This is a genomic window from Candidatus Didemnitutus sp., assembly GCA_019634575.1.
GTDB lineage: Bacteria > Verrucomicrobiota > Verrucomicrobiia > Opitutales > Opitutaceae > Didemnitutus.
The window spans coordinates 1,366,989-1,381,991 of sequence record JAHCAY010000001.1; the positions used below are offsets into that span (position 1 = coordinate 1,366,989).

A 15,003-nucleotide genomic window follows, 5' to 3' on the forward strand; every position below is an offset into this window, starting at 1 on the left:
TTTTCCGCCGGTGCCATTTACAACCTGCGCCGCCATGTCGCGGCGTTTACAAGAGGCCGCGCAAACCTTTTCCCGAGCGCAGTTCCACTGGGACGCTTCTGCCTACCGACGCGGGAGCGAAATTTCTTTTTTTCGCCTCCAATCGAAATCCGACCCACGCGCGATGCCCGCTCCAGCGTCGCGCGGAGGTCCCGAGAGTCCGCAAACGCGGGCCTCGCGACGCATCAGATCAAGCGTTGGATCGCATCGCGACCGGCCTTGCTCGCGACGACGAAGATGTGTTCTCCGTCGCTCCACGCAGCCGCACTGGCGCCCGGACGCTCGGTAAAGCTCGGCGTGAGCTTCTTCGCGAGCAGGGGAAAGTCGGCGGCGCGCGCAACGTAGCAGTGGAACCACTTTCCATCGCGCTTGAAGCAAACCTCCAGAAGGTCACGCCCGGCAAACCGCACGGTGCGGCAACCGTTTTTCTGCAGTGCGGCGAAATCGAGCGGCATCGGTGCGCTGAGGCGCCGGTCGGCGCGCGTCAACATAGCCTGCAACTCGAGCGCCTCGGGGCCTTCGGCGCCCTCGTGCGACTGGGTCAGCGTATCCTTGATCGCAAAGGCCGCGATCTGCTCCGCCGAAGCGTTCGTCGGCCAGAAGGCGATGCCCACCGCGAGCAGCAGCGCGATGCTCGCCGCGAGCGCCATGGGCACGGAGCTGTGCCACCACGACCGCACCGCCGGCGGTTCGCTGACTTTCGCGCCGGCAAGAATCGACGCACGCAGATGGTCGGGCGGCGTGACGCCGCTGAGCTTCGCGCACATGGCGCGATCGAAAGCCTGTTGCGCTGAGAACCACTTTTCCAGCGCCGGATCCTGCTTTGCCTGCTCGAGCGCAGCGCAGAACGTCGCGTCGCCGGCATCGGCGCCGTTGGGTCGATAGGCGTGGAGAACGAACTTTGCCTCCTCGTTGGTCATGAGAGTTTCCTCGCGGATTTGTCGAATGGGACGACCTTGCTCCGGCCGGCTTCCTTGCGCGCGAGTGCGGCGCGGAGCTGGGATTTGCCGCGCGACAGGCGCGACATCACGGTGCCGATGGGCACTTCGAGCGCATCGGCGATTTCCTTGTAAGCGAGGTCTTCGAGATAAAAAAGCGTCAGCGGCACACGGTAGACCTCGTCGACTTCCTGCAACGCCTCGACGACGAGTCCGGCATCCATGCCGGTGACGAGATCGACCTCGGGCGCCGCCGGATCGCTCTCGCCCGGCGGGAGGTCCTCCAGCGCGGTCACGTGCTCGGCGCGGCGACGTCCCCGCAGAAACTCGCGGTAGAGCGTCGTGAACAGCCAGGACTTGGCCTTCGTCTCCTCGCGGAGCTGATCGCCTTTCCGCGCCCAGATGAAAAACGTCTGCTGGGTAAGATCGCACGCATCCGACGTATTGCGCGTCAGGCTGAGGGCGAAGCGGTAGAGCGGCGCGTAGTGCGCGTCCACCAGCTGCGTGAAGGCATCGCTAGGCATCGGATGTGGGAGTCGCGGCAGGTTGGATTATTCCCGGGAACGTTTCAACGCGCGACCGCTTGCGCCGGGACCAGTTGTCGCTTTTCTGCCCGCATGTCGCACGCAGTCGCTGCCATCCAAGCCTCGTCCAAGTCCGAGTTCTACGCCGCCTTCAATCGGCAACTTGAAGCCGTCCTGCACGGCGAACGCGACTGGGTGTGCAATCTCGCGCAAATGTCCGCGCTGTTGATGCAGACGCTGCCCGATCTCAACTGGGCCGGCTTCTACCTGCTGAAGGACGGCGGACTCGTGCTCGGACCGTTTCAGGGCAAGGTCGCGTGCGTGCGTATCGCGGTCGGCAAAGGCGTTTGCGGCACGGCCGCGGCGCAGCGCGAGACGGTCGTCGTGCCCAACGTCCACGATTTTCCCGGCCATATCGCGTGCGACAGCGCCTCAAACTCCGAGGTCGTCGTTCCCCTGCTCCACGACGGCCGCCTCCTGGGTGTCCTCGACCTCGACAGTCCGCAGCTGAACCGCTTCGACGCGGACGACGCCCGCGGGTTGGAACGCGCCGTGAAAATCCTGCTGACCGCGTCAGACGCGCCCTGAAGGCAGGCACCGCCACCGGAGACGCGGCGTTAGGTCAGCACACGGCAACCCGGAACGGATCCGCGCGCCGCGTGAATCCGCAGGCGAGTCCTGCGGCATCGCGTTACCGTCCCGTCTCGTTCCCCAGAAACGATTTCGGGCGGCACTCCCAGAAGAGGAATGCCGCCCGAAAAGAGTGGTGGCTCAGGTCGGAATCGAACCGACGACACAAGGATTTTCAGTCCTCTGCTCTACCAACTGAGCTACCGAGCCACAAAAATGGAAGGGCGAGTAAAAGGGCCGCCGAAAGCCGCCGTCAACGGCTTTTTGGACTTTTTGCGGCCGGCGAAATCCGCCGCAAACTCAGCAGCCGCGGGCGGATTTCCGGACGAACCCGTCGCGGGGCGAACCGGTTCAGCGTTTCCCTGCCTCAGACCAACGTCTCCGTGTTCCGGCTGCGCAGGTAGATCGTCTTGTGGTCGAGGTCGTGCACGGCCTGGATGTAACGAATCGTCCGGCTGCGTGCGCGCATCAGGATCGAGTGCGTCGTCGCGTGGCGCCCCACGACCTTCACTCCCGGCAGCAGCCAACTCGAGGTGATGCCTGTCGCGCAGAAAATCGCACCCGGGCCCGTCACGAGATCCTCGGCATAGAAAATCTTTTTCAGGTCTTTCGCCGCCGGGTCCTTGGCGATGCGCGCCTTCTCCTCGTCGTCGCGCACCCACATGCGGAGCTGTTGCCCGCCACCGAGTGCGCGGAGCGCGGCCGCCGTCAGCACGCCTTCGGGCGAACCACCGATACCCAGGTAAAGATCGACGCCGCTGTCGGGCAGCGATGGCGCGATCGCAGCGGTGACGTCGCCGTCGGTGATGAGGCGCAGCGCGGCGCCGACTTTGCGCACACCGCGAATGATCTTCTCGTGGCGGGGACGATCGAGGACCACGACCACGACCTCGCGCACATTTTTGCCGCGCATTTTCGCGACCTTGCGGACGATTTCCTCGACGGGCGTATCGAGATCGAAGCGCATGGCTTTGTTCTTCTGCATCGCGTGCGCGACCTGCGGACCGTAGGCGAGTTTCTCCGAGTAGAACGTCGGGATGTTCACCATCGCGTGGCCCTTCTCGGGCGCGAGCACGCCGGCCATGACGGAGATGGAATTGGGCAGACCTTTCGAGATGTTCGTGGTGCCGTCGATCGGGTCGAGGGCGATGTTGAACTTCGGCGAGCCGGCCTTCCACGTGCCGAGTTTGTCGCCGAGGAAAATGCCGGGCGCGTCATCCTTGATGCCTTCGCCGATCACGACTTCACCGCGCATGTCGATGTGGTCGAAGGTGCCGTTGATCGCGTCGCACGCGGCGGCGTCGGCTCCCTCCTTGTCGCCGCGGCCGATCCAGTGGACGGCGTTGAGCGCGGCGTTTTCAGTGGCGCGGATGAACTCGAATTCGAGCGACCGCTCCGGGTCGCTCTCCGTGAGGCTGATGCGTTTGGTCGGGGTGGCCATGGGGTGTTGGGTTCCGGAAAGCAAAGCGATGTTCCCCTCGTTGCGGCAACGCGCGCGGCGCGACCGCGGACGAGTATTAGAAACCGATTCCCGGTCCCCAGCTCCAGTTCAGCGCTCGCACTCGAGCGCCGCGCTCACGATGCCGGTCGGATGAAAAAGCCGATGACGCGCCACTGCCCGTCGGTATCAGCCGTGAGCGTGACGATCTCGTTGGCTTGGGCGCCTTCGTAGCTCGTCTTGAAGCGCACGACCCAATACTCGCCCTTCGGGGCGCGCGGGAGTTCCGTGGCGAAGGTCGCCTCGGCCAGCTCGCGCGAGTTGACCGCGCCGAGTGGCTGGCGCACCTGGCTCATCGCACCGACCCATTTTTCCTCGGTTACTTGGGCGCGAAAGCGCGAGGCGGCGTCCTTCCAGCTCTGCGCGTAATTACCGTCGTCGACGAGTTTCAGCCAAGCCTGTGCGAGCTTCGTGGATTCCTCGGCCGAACCGGCAACCTTACCCTCGGCCCCGAACGCGAACGTGCCGACCAACAGGCACGCCGCGGCGAACAGCAGACGCAACGTAGTCTTCATGTGTGCGCCGCCACTGATGGCAGCGGCGCACGACCTAGGCAAGCTGCGACGCGGGACGCGCCGGCGTCACATCTTGCGGAAAACGAGCGCGGCGTTCTGACCGCCGAAACCGAGGTTGTCGCTCAGCACGGTGCGGACGTTGGCGGAGCGCTTCACGTTCGGCACGTAGTCGAGGTCGCACTCCGGATCGGGCGTCTCGAGGTTGATCGTCGGCGGAACTTCGCCGGTCTCGATCGTCTTCACGCTGATCACGGCTTCGATGCCGCCGGCGGCGCCGAGGAGGTGGCCGGTCATCGACTTGGTCGAGCTGATCATGACCTTCTTTGCGTGTTCGCCGAAGACCTTCTTGATCGCGAGCGTCTCGAACTTGTCGTTGTAGGGCGTGGAGGTGCCGTGGGCGTTGATGTAATCGATCTCCTCCGGGCGCACGCGGGCGTCCGCGAGGGCGCGCGTCATCGCGAGCGAGAGGCCCTTGCCCTCCGGATCGGGCGACGTGATATGGTAGGCATCGCACGTGGCGGAGTAGCCGACGAGTTCGCAATAGATGTGGGCACCGCGCGCGAGCGCGTGTTCGAGGCTCTCGATGACGAGGATGCCCGAGCCTTCGCCCATGATGAAGCCGTCGCGGTTCGCGTCGAACGGCCGGCTGGCTTTCTGCGGGTTCTCGTTGTTCGTGCTCATCGCCTTCATCGAGCAGAAGCCCGCGTAGGACAACGGCGTGATCGCCGCCTCGGCGCCACCGCAGACCATCACGTCGGCCTCGCCGCCGCGGATCATGCGGAGCGATTCGCCGATGGCGTGGGTCGCCGTCGCACAGGCGCTGACGACGCCGAAATTCGGACCGCGCGCACCGAGGTCGATGGCGACGAGGCCGCCGACCATGTTGCTGATCAGCGCGGGGATCATGAAGGGCGACACCTTGCGAGGGCCGCGCTCGACGAGGTTCTTGTGCTGATTCTCGATCGTGAGCATGCCGCCGATACCGGAGCCAATGATGACGCCGACGCGGTCCGCGTCTTCTTTGGCCATGTCGAGCTTCGCGTCCGCGATGGCCTGTTTGGCGGCCACGAAACCGAAATGCGTGTAGCGGTCGTTACGGCGGACCTCCTTCGGGTCCATGTGCTGCGCCGGGTCCCAGTTGCGCACCTCGGCGCCTATCTGGCAGGCGTAGTCCTTGACCTCGAACTGCGTGACGCGATCGATGCCGCATTTGCCGGCAAGGATGCTGGCCCAGAAATCGGGCACATTGTGGCCGAGCGAGGCAACGACGCCCAGACCGGTAACGACGACACGTTTGTGCGGAGAAACGGTTTCCATCAGCGGGACACAGTGAAAATAAAAAGGCGTTCTACCAGTCCCGATTTTCCGGGTGGTAGAACGCCTTTAGGAAAGGGAACTTACTTCGCGCCCGCCTTGGACTCGATGTAGGTGATCACGTCGCCGACCGTCTGCAGTTTCTCGGCGTCGGACTCGGGAATCTCACCCTTGATCTCGTTCTTGAACTCTTCCTCGAAGGCCATGATGAGCTCAACGGTGTCGAGGGAATCGGCGCCGAGATCGTCCAGGAAGGAGGCCTCCTTGGTGATCTGCTCTTCGTTAACGTTCAGCTGGTTAACGATGATCTGCTTGACGCGTTGTTCGATGGTTTTCTGGTCGGCCATGTTGGAAAGGGTTCGGGTGTCTTATCGCGGCTAAAATGTGGTCAAATCGGCATCACATCACCATGCCGCCGTCAACGGTAAAAACCTGGCCGGTGATGTAGCCCGCCTCTTCCGCAGCGAGAAACGCCACCATGTGTGCGATGTCGGCGGCCTCGCCGAGGCGTTTGAGCGGGATGACGCTCATCAGTTTCTCGCCGGCTTCTTCCGGGAGGCCGGCGGTCATGTCGGTCTTGATGAAACCCGGCGCCACGGCGTTGACCGTGATGTTGCGCGCCGCGAACTCCTTCGCGATCGACTTCGTGAAGCCGATCATGCCGGCCTTGGCCGCGCAGTAGTTGGCCTGGCCGGGATTGCCCATGAGGCCGACGACCGAGGTGATGTTGATGATGCGGCCCCAGCGCTTCTGGGTCATCGGACGGCCGACGAGTTTCGTGAAGTGGTAGCAGCTCGTCAGGTTCGTCGCCATGACGTTGTTCCAGTCGTCCTCGCTCATGCGGAACAGCAAGCCGTCCTTCGTGATGCCGGCGTTGTTGACGAGGATGTCGATGTTGCCGAACTCGGCCAGCAACTGCTCGCACGCCGCCTTCACCGCCGCGCCATCCGCGACGTCAACCGCCAGCGCCTTCGCCTTGCCGCCCGCCGCGACGATGCCGGCCGCGACCGCGCCGCAGCTGTCCGCGGACTTGCTCACGCAGATCACCGTGACGCCGTTCTTGGCGAGGAGTTCAGCGATGGCTTTGCCGATGCCGCGCCCCGCGCCAGTGACGAGGGCCACACGATTGTTGTAGGTCAGGCTCATGGGAGGCGGATGGGATGCGGTCGGATTGGCCCGAGCAAGCGAGAAATAGTCGGCCCGTTCCTGGTGACTTATCCGTAATTTGAACCAGGTCAGGAACTGAACCGATCCAAGGAAAAACGCGCCCATTGGCGCTCTATCAAACAATGAGCCGATTAATCATCACCACCCCCAACGCACCGACGCCCCCACCTACCTACAGCCAAGCGGTGAAGGCGGCGGGGCTTGTTTTTGTCTCCGGCACGGCACCAAGCGACCCGTCCACAGGGACAATTACCGCCACGACCATCCAGGACCAGACACGCCAGTGCCTCACCAACATCGCTGCCATACTGACTGCGTCCGGCAGCTCCGTTGAAAAGATCGTCAGTGCGACAGTCATTTTGGCGGACGAAGCGGATTTCGCCGGAATGAACGAAGAATGGGTGCGCTGGTTCCCGCAGAACCCGCCGGCCCGTCAAGGTGCCAAGCTGCCCGTGAAAGCCCCCGGACTAAAAATTTCCGTCGCGGTCATCGCGGAGGCCTAAAAAGCCTCGCGGGGCCGATCAGTCACACTCCCGCCACTCAATAGACATCCCGCATGTAGCGGTGGTCCTTCTTGAGCTGTTTCACGAACTCGGTCGCGGCGGCGGCGTCCATGCCGCCGTGTTGCGCGATGATTTCGTGGAGCGCGGCGTCGACGTCCTTGGCCATGCGCTTGGCGTCGCCGCAGACGTAGAAGTGCGCGCCGGCTTTCAGCCACGCCCACAGCTCGGCGCCGTTCTGGCGCATGCGGTCCTGCACGTAGATTTTTTCCGCTTGGTCGCGCGAAAAGGCGACGTCGAGGCGCGCGAGTTTGCCCTCCTGTTGCCAGGCGAGCCACTCCTCCTCGTAGAGGAAATCCGTCGCGCGGCGCTGATCGCCGAAGAACAGCCAGTTGCGGCCGGTCGCGCCGGTCGCAACGCGTTCCTGCATGAACGCGCGGAACGGCGCCACGCCGGTGCCGGGTCCGACCATGATGACGTCCTTCGTGCCATCCGCGGGCGGCGCGAAATGCGAGAGCGACACGAAAACGGGCACCGCCGTCTCGCCCGCGACGACGCGATCGGCGAGGAAGGTCGAGCACACGCCGTGGCGCTGGCGGGCGTTGGTCTCATAGCGCACGACGGCGACGGTGAGATGCACCTGCGTCGGGTGAACCTTGCCGCTCGAGGCGATCGAGTAGAGTCGCGGCATCAGCTTGCGCAGGTGATCGACGAATTCCTGCGGCGTGACGCGCGCGTGCGGGAATTCCGCGAGCAGGTCCACGTATTCGCGCTCGGCGAGATAGGCGGCGAGCTGCTCCTTCGCCTCGGGTGCGAGCAGGCCGGCGATCTTCTCCTTTTCGGTGTGATCGGGTGTCTTGGCCGCGAGCGTCTCGAGGATTTTCTTTGTCGGGCCGGCGAGCGCGAGCCGCGAGAAGAGCGCTTCGCGCAGCGTGATCGGCGTCGTGAGCTTGAGCATCGCGGGGCTGACCAGCTCGTCACCCGTCGCACGCAGGCGCGCAAGGACTTCGTCGACGAGTTCCGGGCGGTTCGTCGCAAACACCCCGAGCGAGTCGCCGGCCTTGTAGGCCAAACCGCTGTCGGCGAGGTCGATGACGAAGTGCCGCGTGTCCTTGGCGGAGCCGTCGCGATTCAGGCGGCGGTTTTCCGTCAGGTGGGCGGGAAACGGGTTATCTTTGGAGAACGTGGCGGGAGCTGGCTCCAGATGCATGCGTGGAAGGCGTTTTGTGCCGGGCCGCCGAAGCAGGTGGCAAGCCCGTTCATCGTCACTTTGCTACAGGTGACGCAAAACGCCAACGGGGCTTTCCTGTTGCCCGCCGCCGCGCGCGGCCCAAACGTGCGGACATGGAACCCGTTCGCATTCAGAAATTCATCGCCGATTCCGGCCTGTGCTCCCGCCGGGCGGCCGAGGCGTTGATCGCCGCGGGCGAGGTTTACGTGAACGGCGAAAAGGCCGAGCTCGGCCGCAAGGTCGAACCCGGAGTCGACAAGGTCACCGTGCGCGGCAAAGCGGTGCGCTCCACCGCGCAGCCAAAAGTCACGCTCGCGATGCACAAGCCCCGCGGCCTCGTCTGCTCGAACAGCGACCCGCACGCCGAGGACGGCACGATCTTCGACCTGCTGCCGCGCGAGTGGCGCAAGCTCCGGCTCTTCTGCGCCGGCCGTCTCGACAAGGACAGCGAGGGCCTGCTCATCCTCACCACCGACGGCGAGCTCGCGAACAAGCTCATGCACCCGTCCAACACGGTCGTGAAGCGCTACCATGTGATCCTCGAGCGCCCCTTCCCCGCCGGCAAAGTCGGCCAGCTGCTCAAGGGCGTGAAGGTCGAGAACGAGCACCTCCAGGTCGAGCACGCGCTCCTGCTCAACCCGAACCGCGACAAGCTCTCCACCTCGCTCGACGTCCACCTGCACCACGGCAAGAAGCGCGAGATTCGGCAGCTCTTCCTTGCGTTCGGTTTTCCCGTAAAGCGCCTGCGTCGCTACCAGATCGGCGCGCTGCGGCTCAAAGGAATCCCGTTGCGCGGGGTGAAACAACTTTCTACGAAGGAAATCTCACTGCTCTTCGCGACGCCCCGCGCGATTCCCGAACAGCCCGCGTTCACCGACCATGAAGATTAAGCTCCCTCTCCTCGCCCTCGCGCTCGCCGCTGCCACGCGCCTCGTCGCCGACACCGTCGCGACCGACACCGCCGTCTTCAAGCAAGCCGACGCGAAGTCACCCGTCCTCACCCGCCTCACCGCCGGCGCGACGATCACGGTCGTCGGCGAAGCGCCCGCCGGCTGGCGCCGCGTCGAAGTCGACGGCACGTTCAACGGCTACTCGCGCGGCCGAGAAATCACGAAGGCCCTCAGCGTCCGCGAAGGCGCCAACATCTACAGCGAGCCGAAGGTCACGTCCGCCGTCCTCACTGTCTCGCAAAAGGGCGACCAATCCGAAGTCGTCGGCCTCGCCACCGGCGATTGGCTCCAAGTGCGCGTCCAGAAAAAGCTCCAGGGCTTCATCGCCGTCGGCGCCACCGCGAATCGCCCGTCCGTCACGCCGCTCACGGCCGCTCCGGCGCCGGCGACATCTTCCGCGCCCGCCGCCGCCAGCACCGAGCCCGGCCGCCCAGTCCCGGTTTCCGCCAACAGCGCCGATACGCCGCGCCTGTTCACCGGCACGTTCGTCGCCGCGCGCGCCACGCTCTTCGGCTCGACGCCCGTCTACGATTACCAGCTCACCGACACCAACGGTCGCCGCTTCGCCTACGTCGACATGAAGCGCCTCGTCCTCACCGAGAAGATCGAGAGCTACCTCGACCTGCAGGTCGTCATCACCGGCACGGTGCGAAACACCGTCGACGGCAAGGACCTCGTGGTCGCCGCCGAATCGATCCAGCGCAAATAAGACACTCGCGAAACTTTAGCCGGCGCTCGCGCCGGCTTTTCTTTTTCTCCCCATGGAAATCATCGACGGCAACCAGGTCGCGGCCGAGATCGTCGCGGAACTCAAAGCGGAAGTCGCCGGCTACTCCGGCCGCAAGCCCTGCATCGCCCTCGTGCGCGTCGGCGACGACCCGGCGTCGGTTTCCTACGTGAAGAAAAAGGAGAAGACCGCCGCCGAGATCGGCATCGAGAGCCGCCTGATCTTCCCGCCCGTCACGATCACGCAGGACGAACTCTGCGCGCTCATCGACACGCTCAACGCCGACGCCACCGTGGACGGCATCCTCGTCCAGTCGCCGCTGCCGAAAGGCATCAACGAGGTCGCCGTGTTCCGCCGCATCGCCGCCGAGAAGGACGTCGACGGCTTCCATACGCTCAACCTCGGCAAACTCGCGCAGGAGGACGAGACGGGCTTCGTCGCCTGCACGCCTGCCGGCATCATGGAGCTGCTCCAGCGCGCGAAAGTCTCACTCGCCGGCAAACACGTCGTCGTGCTCGGCCGCTCGCTCATCGTCGGCAAACCCGCCGCGCTCCTCGCCGTGCAGCGCAAGGCTTGGGCCAACGCCACCGTGACGATCTGCCACTCGCAGACGAAAGACCTGCCCGCCATCACGCGCCAGGCCGACGTGCTCATCGCCGCGATCGGCAAGGCCGAGTTCGTCACCGCCGACATGGTGAAGCCAGGCGTCGTCGTGATCGACGTCGGCGTGAACCGCGTGCCCGACGCCACCAAGAAAACCGGCTACCGCCTCACCGGCGACGTGCATTTCCCAACCGTTTCCCCGCTGTGCGCGAAGATCACGCCGGTCCCCGGCGGCGTCGGCCCGATGACCGTCGCCATGCTGATGAAGAACACGGTCAAGGCCTACCGCCAGAACCGCACGGCCTGAAATAGCGGGCGCTTCCAGCTCCCGGCTTTAGGGACGCGCGCGCGACGGGAGCTGGAAATCTCCCGCCACTTTCATCGAACACCGCCTGCGAACCCGCGCGCCCAACCGCAGCGGCGCACTGCGTTAGCTAATTCTCGGTGGGAATTCGCTCGTAGCGGACTCGACCAACCTTGCCGTCGTTCGCCCGCGCGTCCGCGACCGCCTCACGGGAATCCGTCCCGCGGCATCACGTGCGTTTTCCCTGATGGTGTTCGCCATCGCCGATTTTAGGACACTCTTCCCCCAACCGTTCTTGGAGCGGCGAGCGCGCCTGTTGGCACGCTTTCCTCATAGGAGGAACCTTCGCGCCGGAAGAAATTTGCGCCAATATCTGCGCACCAATCCACGCCGGCCCTTGCGCAATGCGCGCTCAGTCCGGGCCCCGCATTCCGGCTACCCTTTTCGCGCCAAATCAACCGGCCGGTCCTAGCCCAAACGGACCGCTGGAGGCGGTGCGGGAAGGTCCGGATTGGCCGCCCCCGCCTATGCTACTCACGGAAGCCCACCGTAAACTCGAGCGCAAGAAAGCCGCCGCCACCCCTCACCCGAGCGGCGACAAGCGCCTCGTCATCCTCGACACCTTCATGAAGCGCCAGCAGTTCCGCGGCGCCGCTCTCATCGAGGTCCTGCACAAGGCCCAGGAACTCTTCGGGTTCCTCGACGACGGCCTGCTGCTCTACATCGCGAAGTCGCTGAAGCTCCCGCCGAGCCGCGTCTATGGCGTCGCGACGTTCTACCATTTCTTCTCCCTGAAACCCCAGGGCGAACACAACTGCGTCGTCTGCCTCGGCACCGCCTGCTACGTGAAAGGCGCCGACAAAATCATGGCCGCCCTCGAAAAGCGGACCGGCATCAAGAGCGGCGAGACCACGCCCGACAACAAGCTCTCGCTCGTCACCGCGCGCTGCATCGGCGCCTGCGGCATCGCGCCCGCTGTCGTCTACGACGGCACCGTCTCCGCGAAACAAACCCCCGACTCCGCGCTCGCCGCCGTCGAAAAACTCCTCGCCGCCCCATGCAACTCGAAGACCTGAACGCCCTCGCCGAAAAGGAGCACGCGACGCACAAGAAAACCTGCCTGCGCACCTGCATGTCCGCCGGCTGCCTCTCGTCGCAATCCGACAAGCTCAAGAAGAACCTCGACGCCGCCGTCACCGCCGCCGGCCTCACCGCAGACGTCGAAGTCCGCCGCGTCGGCTGCATGGGCTTCTGCGGCCAGGGCCCGCTCGTCGGCGTCGACCATCCCGACGGCCACAGCAAACTCTACGAACACCTCACGCCCGACGACGCCACCAAGCTCGTCGGCGAACTCCAGGGCAAACCGTCCGGCCTGCCCTTCGGCGACGAGAAGCACCCGTTCTTCGCCCGCCAGATGCGCATCGTCCGCGCGAACGGCGGCGTCATCGACCCCGAGCGCATCGAAGCCTACATCGCCGCCGGCGGTTACCGCGCGCTGCTGCAGGTTCTCACCGAAAACACGCCCGCGGGCGTCGTCGAAGCGGTCACGAAGAGCGGCCTGCGCGGCCGCGGCGGCGCGGGTTATCCGACCGGCTTGAAATGGGCCACCGTTGCGCGCGCCGCCGGCCCGAAGAAATACGTCGTTTGCAACGGCGACGAGGGCGATCCGGGCGCGTTCATGGACCGCTCGATTCTCGAGAGCGACCCGCACCTCGTCCTCGAAGGCATGGCGATCGCCGCCTACGCGACCGGCGCCGATCAGGGCTTCCTCTACGTCCGCGCCGAATATCCGCTCGCGATCAGCCGCCTCAACCTCGCCATCAAGCAGGCCAAGGCCATCGGCATCCTCGGCGCGAACATCTTCGAGACGCCGTTCTCGTTCAACGTCGAGGTCCGCATCGGCGCCGGCGCCTTCGTCTGCGGTGAAGAGACCGCGCTCATGGCTTCCATCGAAGGCAAGCGCGGCCAGCCGCGCCCGCGCCCGCCCTTCCCCGCCGAATCCGGCCTCTGGGGCAAGCCGACGCTGCTGAACAACGTCGAGACCTTCGCCAACATCGTGCCGATCATCCAGCGCGGCGCCGAGTGGTATGCCTCCATCGGCACCGAGAAGAGCAAAGGCACAAAGGTCTTCGCGCTCACCGGCAAGGTGAAGAACAACGGCCTCATCGAAGTCCCGATGGGCATCACGCTCCGCGAGATCGTCGAAGATCTCGGCGGCGGCGCACCCGACGGCCACGAGATCAAAGCCGTGCAAACCGGCGGCCCGTCCGGCGGCTGCATTCCGCAACAACACCTCGACACGCCCGTCGACTACGACTCGCTCGGCCAGCTCGGCTCGATCATGGGCTCCGGCGGCATGGTCGTGATGGACGACACCACGAACATGGTCGAGATCGCGCGCTTCTACATGGAATTCTGCCGCGACGAATCCTGCGGCAAATGCATCCCCTGCCGCGCCGGCACGGTGCAGATGCACCAGATCCTGAACAAAATCATCGAGCGCCGCGCCACCGCCGAAGACCTCAAGCAACTCGAGGAACTCTGCGACATGGTTCGCCAGACCAGCCTCTGCGGCCTCGGCCAGACCGCGCCGAACCCCGTCCTGAGCACGTTGCGGTTCTTCCGCCACGAATACGAGGAGCTCCTCCAACCCGCGTCCGCGCCGCACGCGCCCAACTCGAACCACTCCTGACCTCGCCCCGCCATGGCTGTTAAAACCCTCACCATCGACGGACGCCCCGTCTCCGCGCCGGAGGACGCGACCATCCTCCAGGCCTGCACCGAGGCCGGCATCAAGCTGCCGACGCTCTGCCACCTCGACGGCGTCTACGACGTCGGCGCCTGCCGCCTCTGCCTCGTCGAGGTCACCGGCAACAACAAGCTCCTGCCCGCTTGCACGACTCGCGTGCGCGAAGGCATGGACATCCATACCGACACGCCGAAGCTGCGCCATTACCGCAAGCTCACGCTCGAGCTGCTCTTCGCCGAGCGCAACCACACCTGCGCCGTCTGCGTGTCCAACGGTCACTGCGAGCTCCAGTCGCTCGCCGCCGATTGCGGCATGGACCACGTGCGCTACGACTACCAATCGCCGCGCTGGCCTGTCGATCAGTCGCACGCGCTTTACGGCATGGACCACAACCGCTGCATCCTCTGCACGCGTTGCGTCCGCGTCTGCTGGCACATCGAAGGCGCCGGCACCAAGAACGTCGCCGGCCGCGGCGCCGCGTGCGAGATCATCACCGACCTCAAGCAGCCGTGGGCCGACGCCGACACCTGCACCTCGTGCGGCAAGTGCGTCATGAGCTGCCCGACCGGCGCACTCTTCTATCGCGGCGCCTCCGCCGGCGAGATGGTCCGCGACCGCTCGCGCCTCGAATTCATCGTCACCGCCCGGGAGAAACAACAATGGAACGCCTGAGATTTGCCTCCGTCTGGCTCGGCGGTTGCGCCGGCTGCCACATGTCCTTCCTCGACCTCGACGAGTTCCTCCTGGAACTCGCCGGCCGCGTCGAGGTGGTCTACAGCCCGATCGCCGACCTCAAAACCTATCCCGAGAACGTCGACCTCTGCCTCGTCGAGGGCGCGATCTGCAACGTCGACCACGTCGAGCTCGCGCACCAGATCCGCGCGCGCACGAAGATCGTGGTCTCGTTCGGCGACTGCGCCGTCACGGCCAACGTCCCCGCGATGCGCAACGTCCTCGGCGCGAAAAACGCCGACAACGTCCTCCAGCGCGCCTACGTCGAGGCCGCCGAGGCGAACCCCGTGAAACCCGCGCTCGACGGAGTCCTCCCGCCGCTGCTGCCCAAGGTCGTGCCGTTGCACCAACTCATCAAGGTCGACCATTGCCTGCCCGGCTGCCCGCCGCCGGCCGATCGCATCAAGGCCTTGCTCCTCCACCTCCTCGACGCCGCGCCCGCGCTCAGCGGTTCCCAACTCAAATTCGGCTGAGCGCCCCGCCGCCCTCATGACTCACCCTCACAATTGTCCGCAATGGTGGCCCGCGACCTCCGGGCGCGGGTCTTTCCCCGCCCTCGGAGAGGCCGGGCTACCTCACGCT

Annotated in this window: 17 protein-coding genes and 1 tRNA gene; 9 read left to right on the plus strand and 9 right to left on the minus strand. The window is 65.3% G+C overall.

The window, feature by feature from the left end:
* Positions 1-224: 224 nt before the first annotated feature.
* The gene (locus tag KF715_05730) at positions 225-959 is read right to left on the minus strand and encodes a hypothetical protein (GenBank protein MBX3736169.1); all 735 of its coding nucleotides are present in this window, start codon (positions 957-959) and stop codon (positions 225-227) included.
* On the minus strand, positions 956-1,501 hold the full coding sequence (locus KF715_05735; GenBank protein ID MBX3736170.1) for an RNA polymerase sigma factor: 546 nt from the start codon (positions 1,499-1,501) through the stop codon (positions 956-958). Before KF715_05735 ends, KF715_05730 begins: the two co-directional genes overlap by 4 nt.
* A 93-nt stretch (positions 1,502-1,594) precedes the next feature.
* On the opposite strand from KF715_05735, the gene KF715_05740 reads away from it, so the two are divergent.
* The gene (locus KF715_05740; protein ID MBX3736171.1) at positions 1,595-2,089 is read left to right on the plus strand and encodes a GAF domain-containing protein; all 495 of its coding nucleotides are present in this window, start codon (positions 1,595-1,597) and stop codon (positions 2,087-2,089) included.
* Between the two features lie 176 nt (positions 2,090-2,265).
* On the opposite strand, the gene KF715_05745 is transcribed toward KF715_05740, so the two are convergent.
* The 6 genes from KF715_05745 to fabG all read right to left on the minus strand — a co-directional run bounded on the left by KF715_05745 (position 2,266) and on the right by fabG (position 6,604).
* Positions 2,266-2,341 (minus strand) — tRNA-Phe (locus tag KF715_05745).
* 157 nt (positions 2,342-2,498) lie between these two features.
* Positions 2,499-3,572, minus strand: coding sequence for a class II fructose-bisphosphatase (gene glpX, locus KF715_05750; GenBank protein MBX3736172.1), 1,074 nt, complete (start codon positions 3,570-3,572; stop codon positions 2,499-2,501).
* Between the two features lie 134 nt (positions 3,573-3,706).
* The gene (locus KF715_05755) at positions 3,707-4,144 is read right to left on the minus strand and encodes a DUF4019 domain-containing protein (protein MBX3736173.1); all 438 of its coding nucleotides are present in this window, start codon (positions 4,142-4,144) and stop codon (positions 3,707-3,709) included.
* Between the two features lie 66 nt (positions 4,145-4,210).
* On the minus strand, positions 4,211-5,461 hold the full coding sequence (fabF, locus tag KF715_05760; protein MBX3736174.1) for a beta-ketoacyl-ACP synthase II: 1,251 nt from the start codon (positions 5,459-5,461) through the stop codon (positions 4,211-4,213).
* 80 nt (positions 5,462-5,541) lie between these two features.
* Positions 5,542-5,805 carry an acyl carrier protein gene (gene acpP, locus KF715_05765; GenBank protein MBX3736175.1) on the minus strand — a complete coding sequence of 88 codons (264 nt, stop codon included), beginning with the start codon at positions 5,803-5,805 and terminating at the stop codon, positions 5,542-5,544.
* A 52-nt stretch (positions 5,806-5,857) separates the two neighbouring features.
* Positions 5,858-6,604 carry a 3-oxoacyl-[acyl-carrier-protein] reductase gene (fabG, locus tag KF715_05770; GenBank protein ID MBX3736176.1) on the minus strand — a complete coding sequence of 249 codons (747 nt, stop codon included), beginning with the start codon at positions 6,602-6,604 and terminating at the stop codon, positions 5,858-5,860.
* Positions 6,605-6,729: 125 nt separating this feature from the next.
* Between fabG and KF715_05775 the strand changes: the two genes are divergently transcribed.
* The gene (locus tag KF715_05775) at positions 6,730-7,128 is read left to right on the plus strand and encodes a RidA family protein (GenBank protein ID MBX3736177.1); all 399 of its coding nucleotides are present in this window, start codon (positions 6,730-6,732) and stop codon (positions 7,126-7,128) included.
* A gap of 37 nt (positions 7,129-7,165) precedes the next feature.
* Here KF715_05775 and KF715_05780 read toward each other — a convergent pair whose 3' ends face one another.
* Positions 7,166-8,335, minus strand: coding sequence for a sulfite reductase subunit alpha (locus KF715_05780; protein MBX3736178.1), 1,170 nt, complete (start codon positions 8,333-8,335; stop codon positions 7,166-7,168).
* Positions 8,336-8,469: 134 nt separating this feature from the next.
* Between KF715_05780 and KF715_05785 the strand changes: the two genes are divergently transcribed.
* The 7 genes from KF715_05785 (at position 8,470) to KF715_05815 (ending at position 14,894) form a co-directional block, all read left to right on the plus strand.
* Positions 8,470-9,246 (plus strand): rRNA pseudouridine synthase, encoded by a 777-nt coding sequence (locus tag KF715_05785; protein MBX3736179.1) that lies wholly within the window; start codon positions 8,470-8,472, stop codon positions 9,244-9,246.
* Positions 9,236-10,015: an SH3 domain-containing protein gene (locus tag KF715_05790; GenBank protein MBX3736180.1), complete on the plus strand. Its 780-nt coding sequence runs from the start codon at positions 9,236-9,238 to the stop codon at positions 10,013-10,015. Before KF715_05785 ends, KF715_05790 begins: the two co-directional genes overlap by 11 nt.
* A 52-nt stretch (positions 10,016-10,067) precedes the next feature.
* Positions 10,068-10,943 carry a bifunctional methylenetetrahydrofolate dehydrogenase/methenyltetrahydrofolate cyclohydrolase FolD gene (folD, locus tag KF715_05795; protein ID MBX3736181.1) on the plus strand — a complete coding sequence of 292 codons (876 nt, stop codon included), beginning with the start codon at positions 10,068-10,070 and terminating at the stop codon, positions 10,941-10,943.
* A gap of 524 nt (positions 10,944-11,467) precedes the next feature.
* Positions 11,468-12,016 carry a bidirectional hydrogenase complex protein HoxE gene (gene hoxE, locus KF715_05800; GenBank protein ID MBX3736182.1) on the plus strand — a complete coding sequence of 183 codons (549 nt, stop codon included), beginning with the start codon at positions 11,468-11,470 and terminating at the stop codon, positions 12,014-12,016.
* Positions 11,998-13,632 carry an SLBB domain-containing protein gene (locus KF715_05805; protein ID MBX3736183.1) on the plus strand — a complete coding sequence of 545 codons (1,635 nt, stop codon included), beginning with the start codon at positions 11,998-12,000 and terminating at the stop codon, positions 13,630-13,632. Before hoxE ends, KF715_05805 begins: the two co-directional genes overlap by 19 nt.
* Before the next feature lie 12 nt (positions 13,633-13,644).
* On the plus strand, positions 13,645-14,361 hold the full coding sequence (hoxU, locus tag KF715_05810) for a bidirectional hydrogenase complex protein HoxU (protein ID MBX3736184.1): 717 nt from the start codon (positions 13,645-13,647) through the stop codon (positions 14,359-14,361).
* Entirely contained in the window at positions 14,349-14,894 is a 546-nt protein-coding gene (locus KF715_05815; protein ID MBX3736185.1) for a hypothetical protein, read from the plus strand. The genes hoxU and KF715_05815 overlap by 13 nt, the downstream gene beginning before the upstream one ends.
* Positions 14,895-15,003: the final 109 nt, after the last annotated feature.

What these genes read in the sequence shown, in the direction of transcription:
- folD (MBX3736181.1), top strand. Translation starts at nt 10,068, where the DNA reads ATGGAAATCATCGACGGCAACCAGGTCGCGGCCGAGATCGTCGCGGAA.
- KF715_05815 (MBX3736185.1), top strand. Translation starts at nt 14,349, where the DNA reads ATGGAACGCCTGAGATTTGCCTCCGTCTGGCTCGGCGGTTGCGCCGGC.
- KF715_05740 (MBX3736171.1), top strand. Translation starts at nt 1,595, where the DNA reads ATGTCGCACGCAGTCGCTGCCATCCAAGCCTCGTCCAAGTCCGAGTTC.
- KF715_05730 (MBX3736169.1), bottom strand. Translation starts at nt 959, where the DNA reads ATGACCAACGAGGAGGCAAAGTTCGTTCTCCACGCCTATCGACCCAAC.
- hoxU (MBX3736184.1), top strand. Translation starts at nt 13,645, where the DNA reads ATGGCTGTTAAAACCCTCACCATCGACGGACGCCCCGTCTCCGCGCCG.
- KF715_05805 (MBX3736183.1), top strand. Translation starts at nt 11,998, where the DNA reads ATGCAACTCGAAGACCTGAACGCCCTCGCCGAAAAGGAGCACGCGACG.
- KF715_05735 (MBX3736170.1), bottom strand. Translation starts at nt 1,501, where the DNA reads ATGCCTAGCGATGCCTTCACGCAGCTGGTGGACGCGCACTACGCGCCG.
- KF715_05780 (MBX3736178.1), bottom strand. Translation starts at nt 8,335, where the DNA reads ATGCATCTGGAGCCAGCTCCCGCCACGTTCTCCAAAGATAACCCGTTT.
- glpX (MBX3736172.1), bottom strand. Translation starts at nt 3,572, where the DNA reads ATGGCCACCCCGACCAAACGCATCAGCCTCACGGAGAGCGACCCGGAG.
- acpP (MBX3736175.1), bottom strand. Translation starts at nt 5,805, where the DNA reads ATGGCCGACCAGAAAACCATCGAACAACGCGTCAAGCAGATCATCGTT.
- hoxE (MBX3736182.1), top strand. Translation starts at nt 11,468, where the DNA reads ATGCTACTCACGGAAGCCCACCGTAAACTCGAGCGCAAGAAAGCCGCC.
- KF715_05785 (MBX3736179.1), top strand. Translation starts at nt 8,470, where the DNA reads ATGGAACCCGTTCGCATTCAGAAATTCATCGCCGATTCCGGCCTGTGC.
- fabF (MBX3736174.1), bottom strand. Translation starts at nt 5,461, where the DNA reads ATGGAAACCGTTTCTCCGCACAAACGTGTCGTCGTTACCGGTCTGGGC.
- fabG (MBX3736176.1), bottom strand. Translation starts at nt 6,604, where the DNA reads ATGAGCCTGACCTACAACAATCGTGTGGCCCTCGTCACTGGCGCGGGG.
- KF715_05755 (MBX3736173.1), bottom strand. Translation starts at nt 4,144, where the DNA reads ATGAAGACTACGTTGCGTCTGCTGTTCGCCGCGGCGTGCCTGTTGGTC.
- KF715_05790 (MBX3736180.1), top strand. Translation starts at nt 9,236, where the DNA reads ATGAAGATTAAGCTCCCTCTCCTCGCCCTCGCGCTCGCCGCTGCCACG.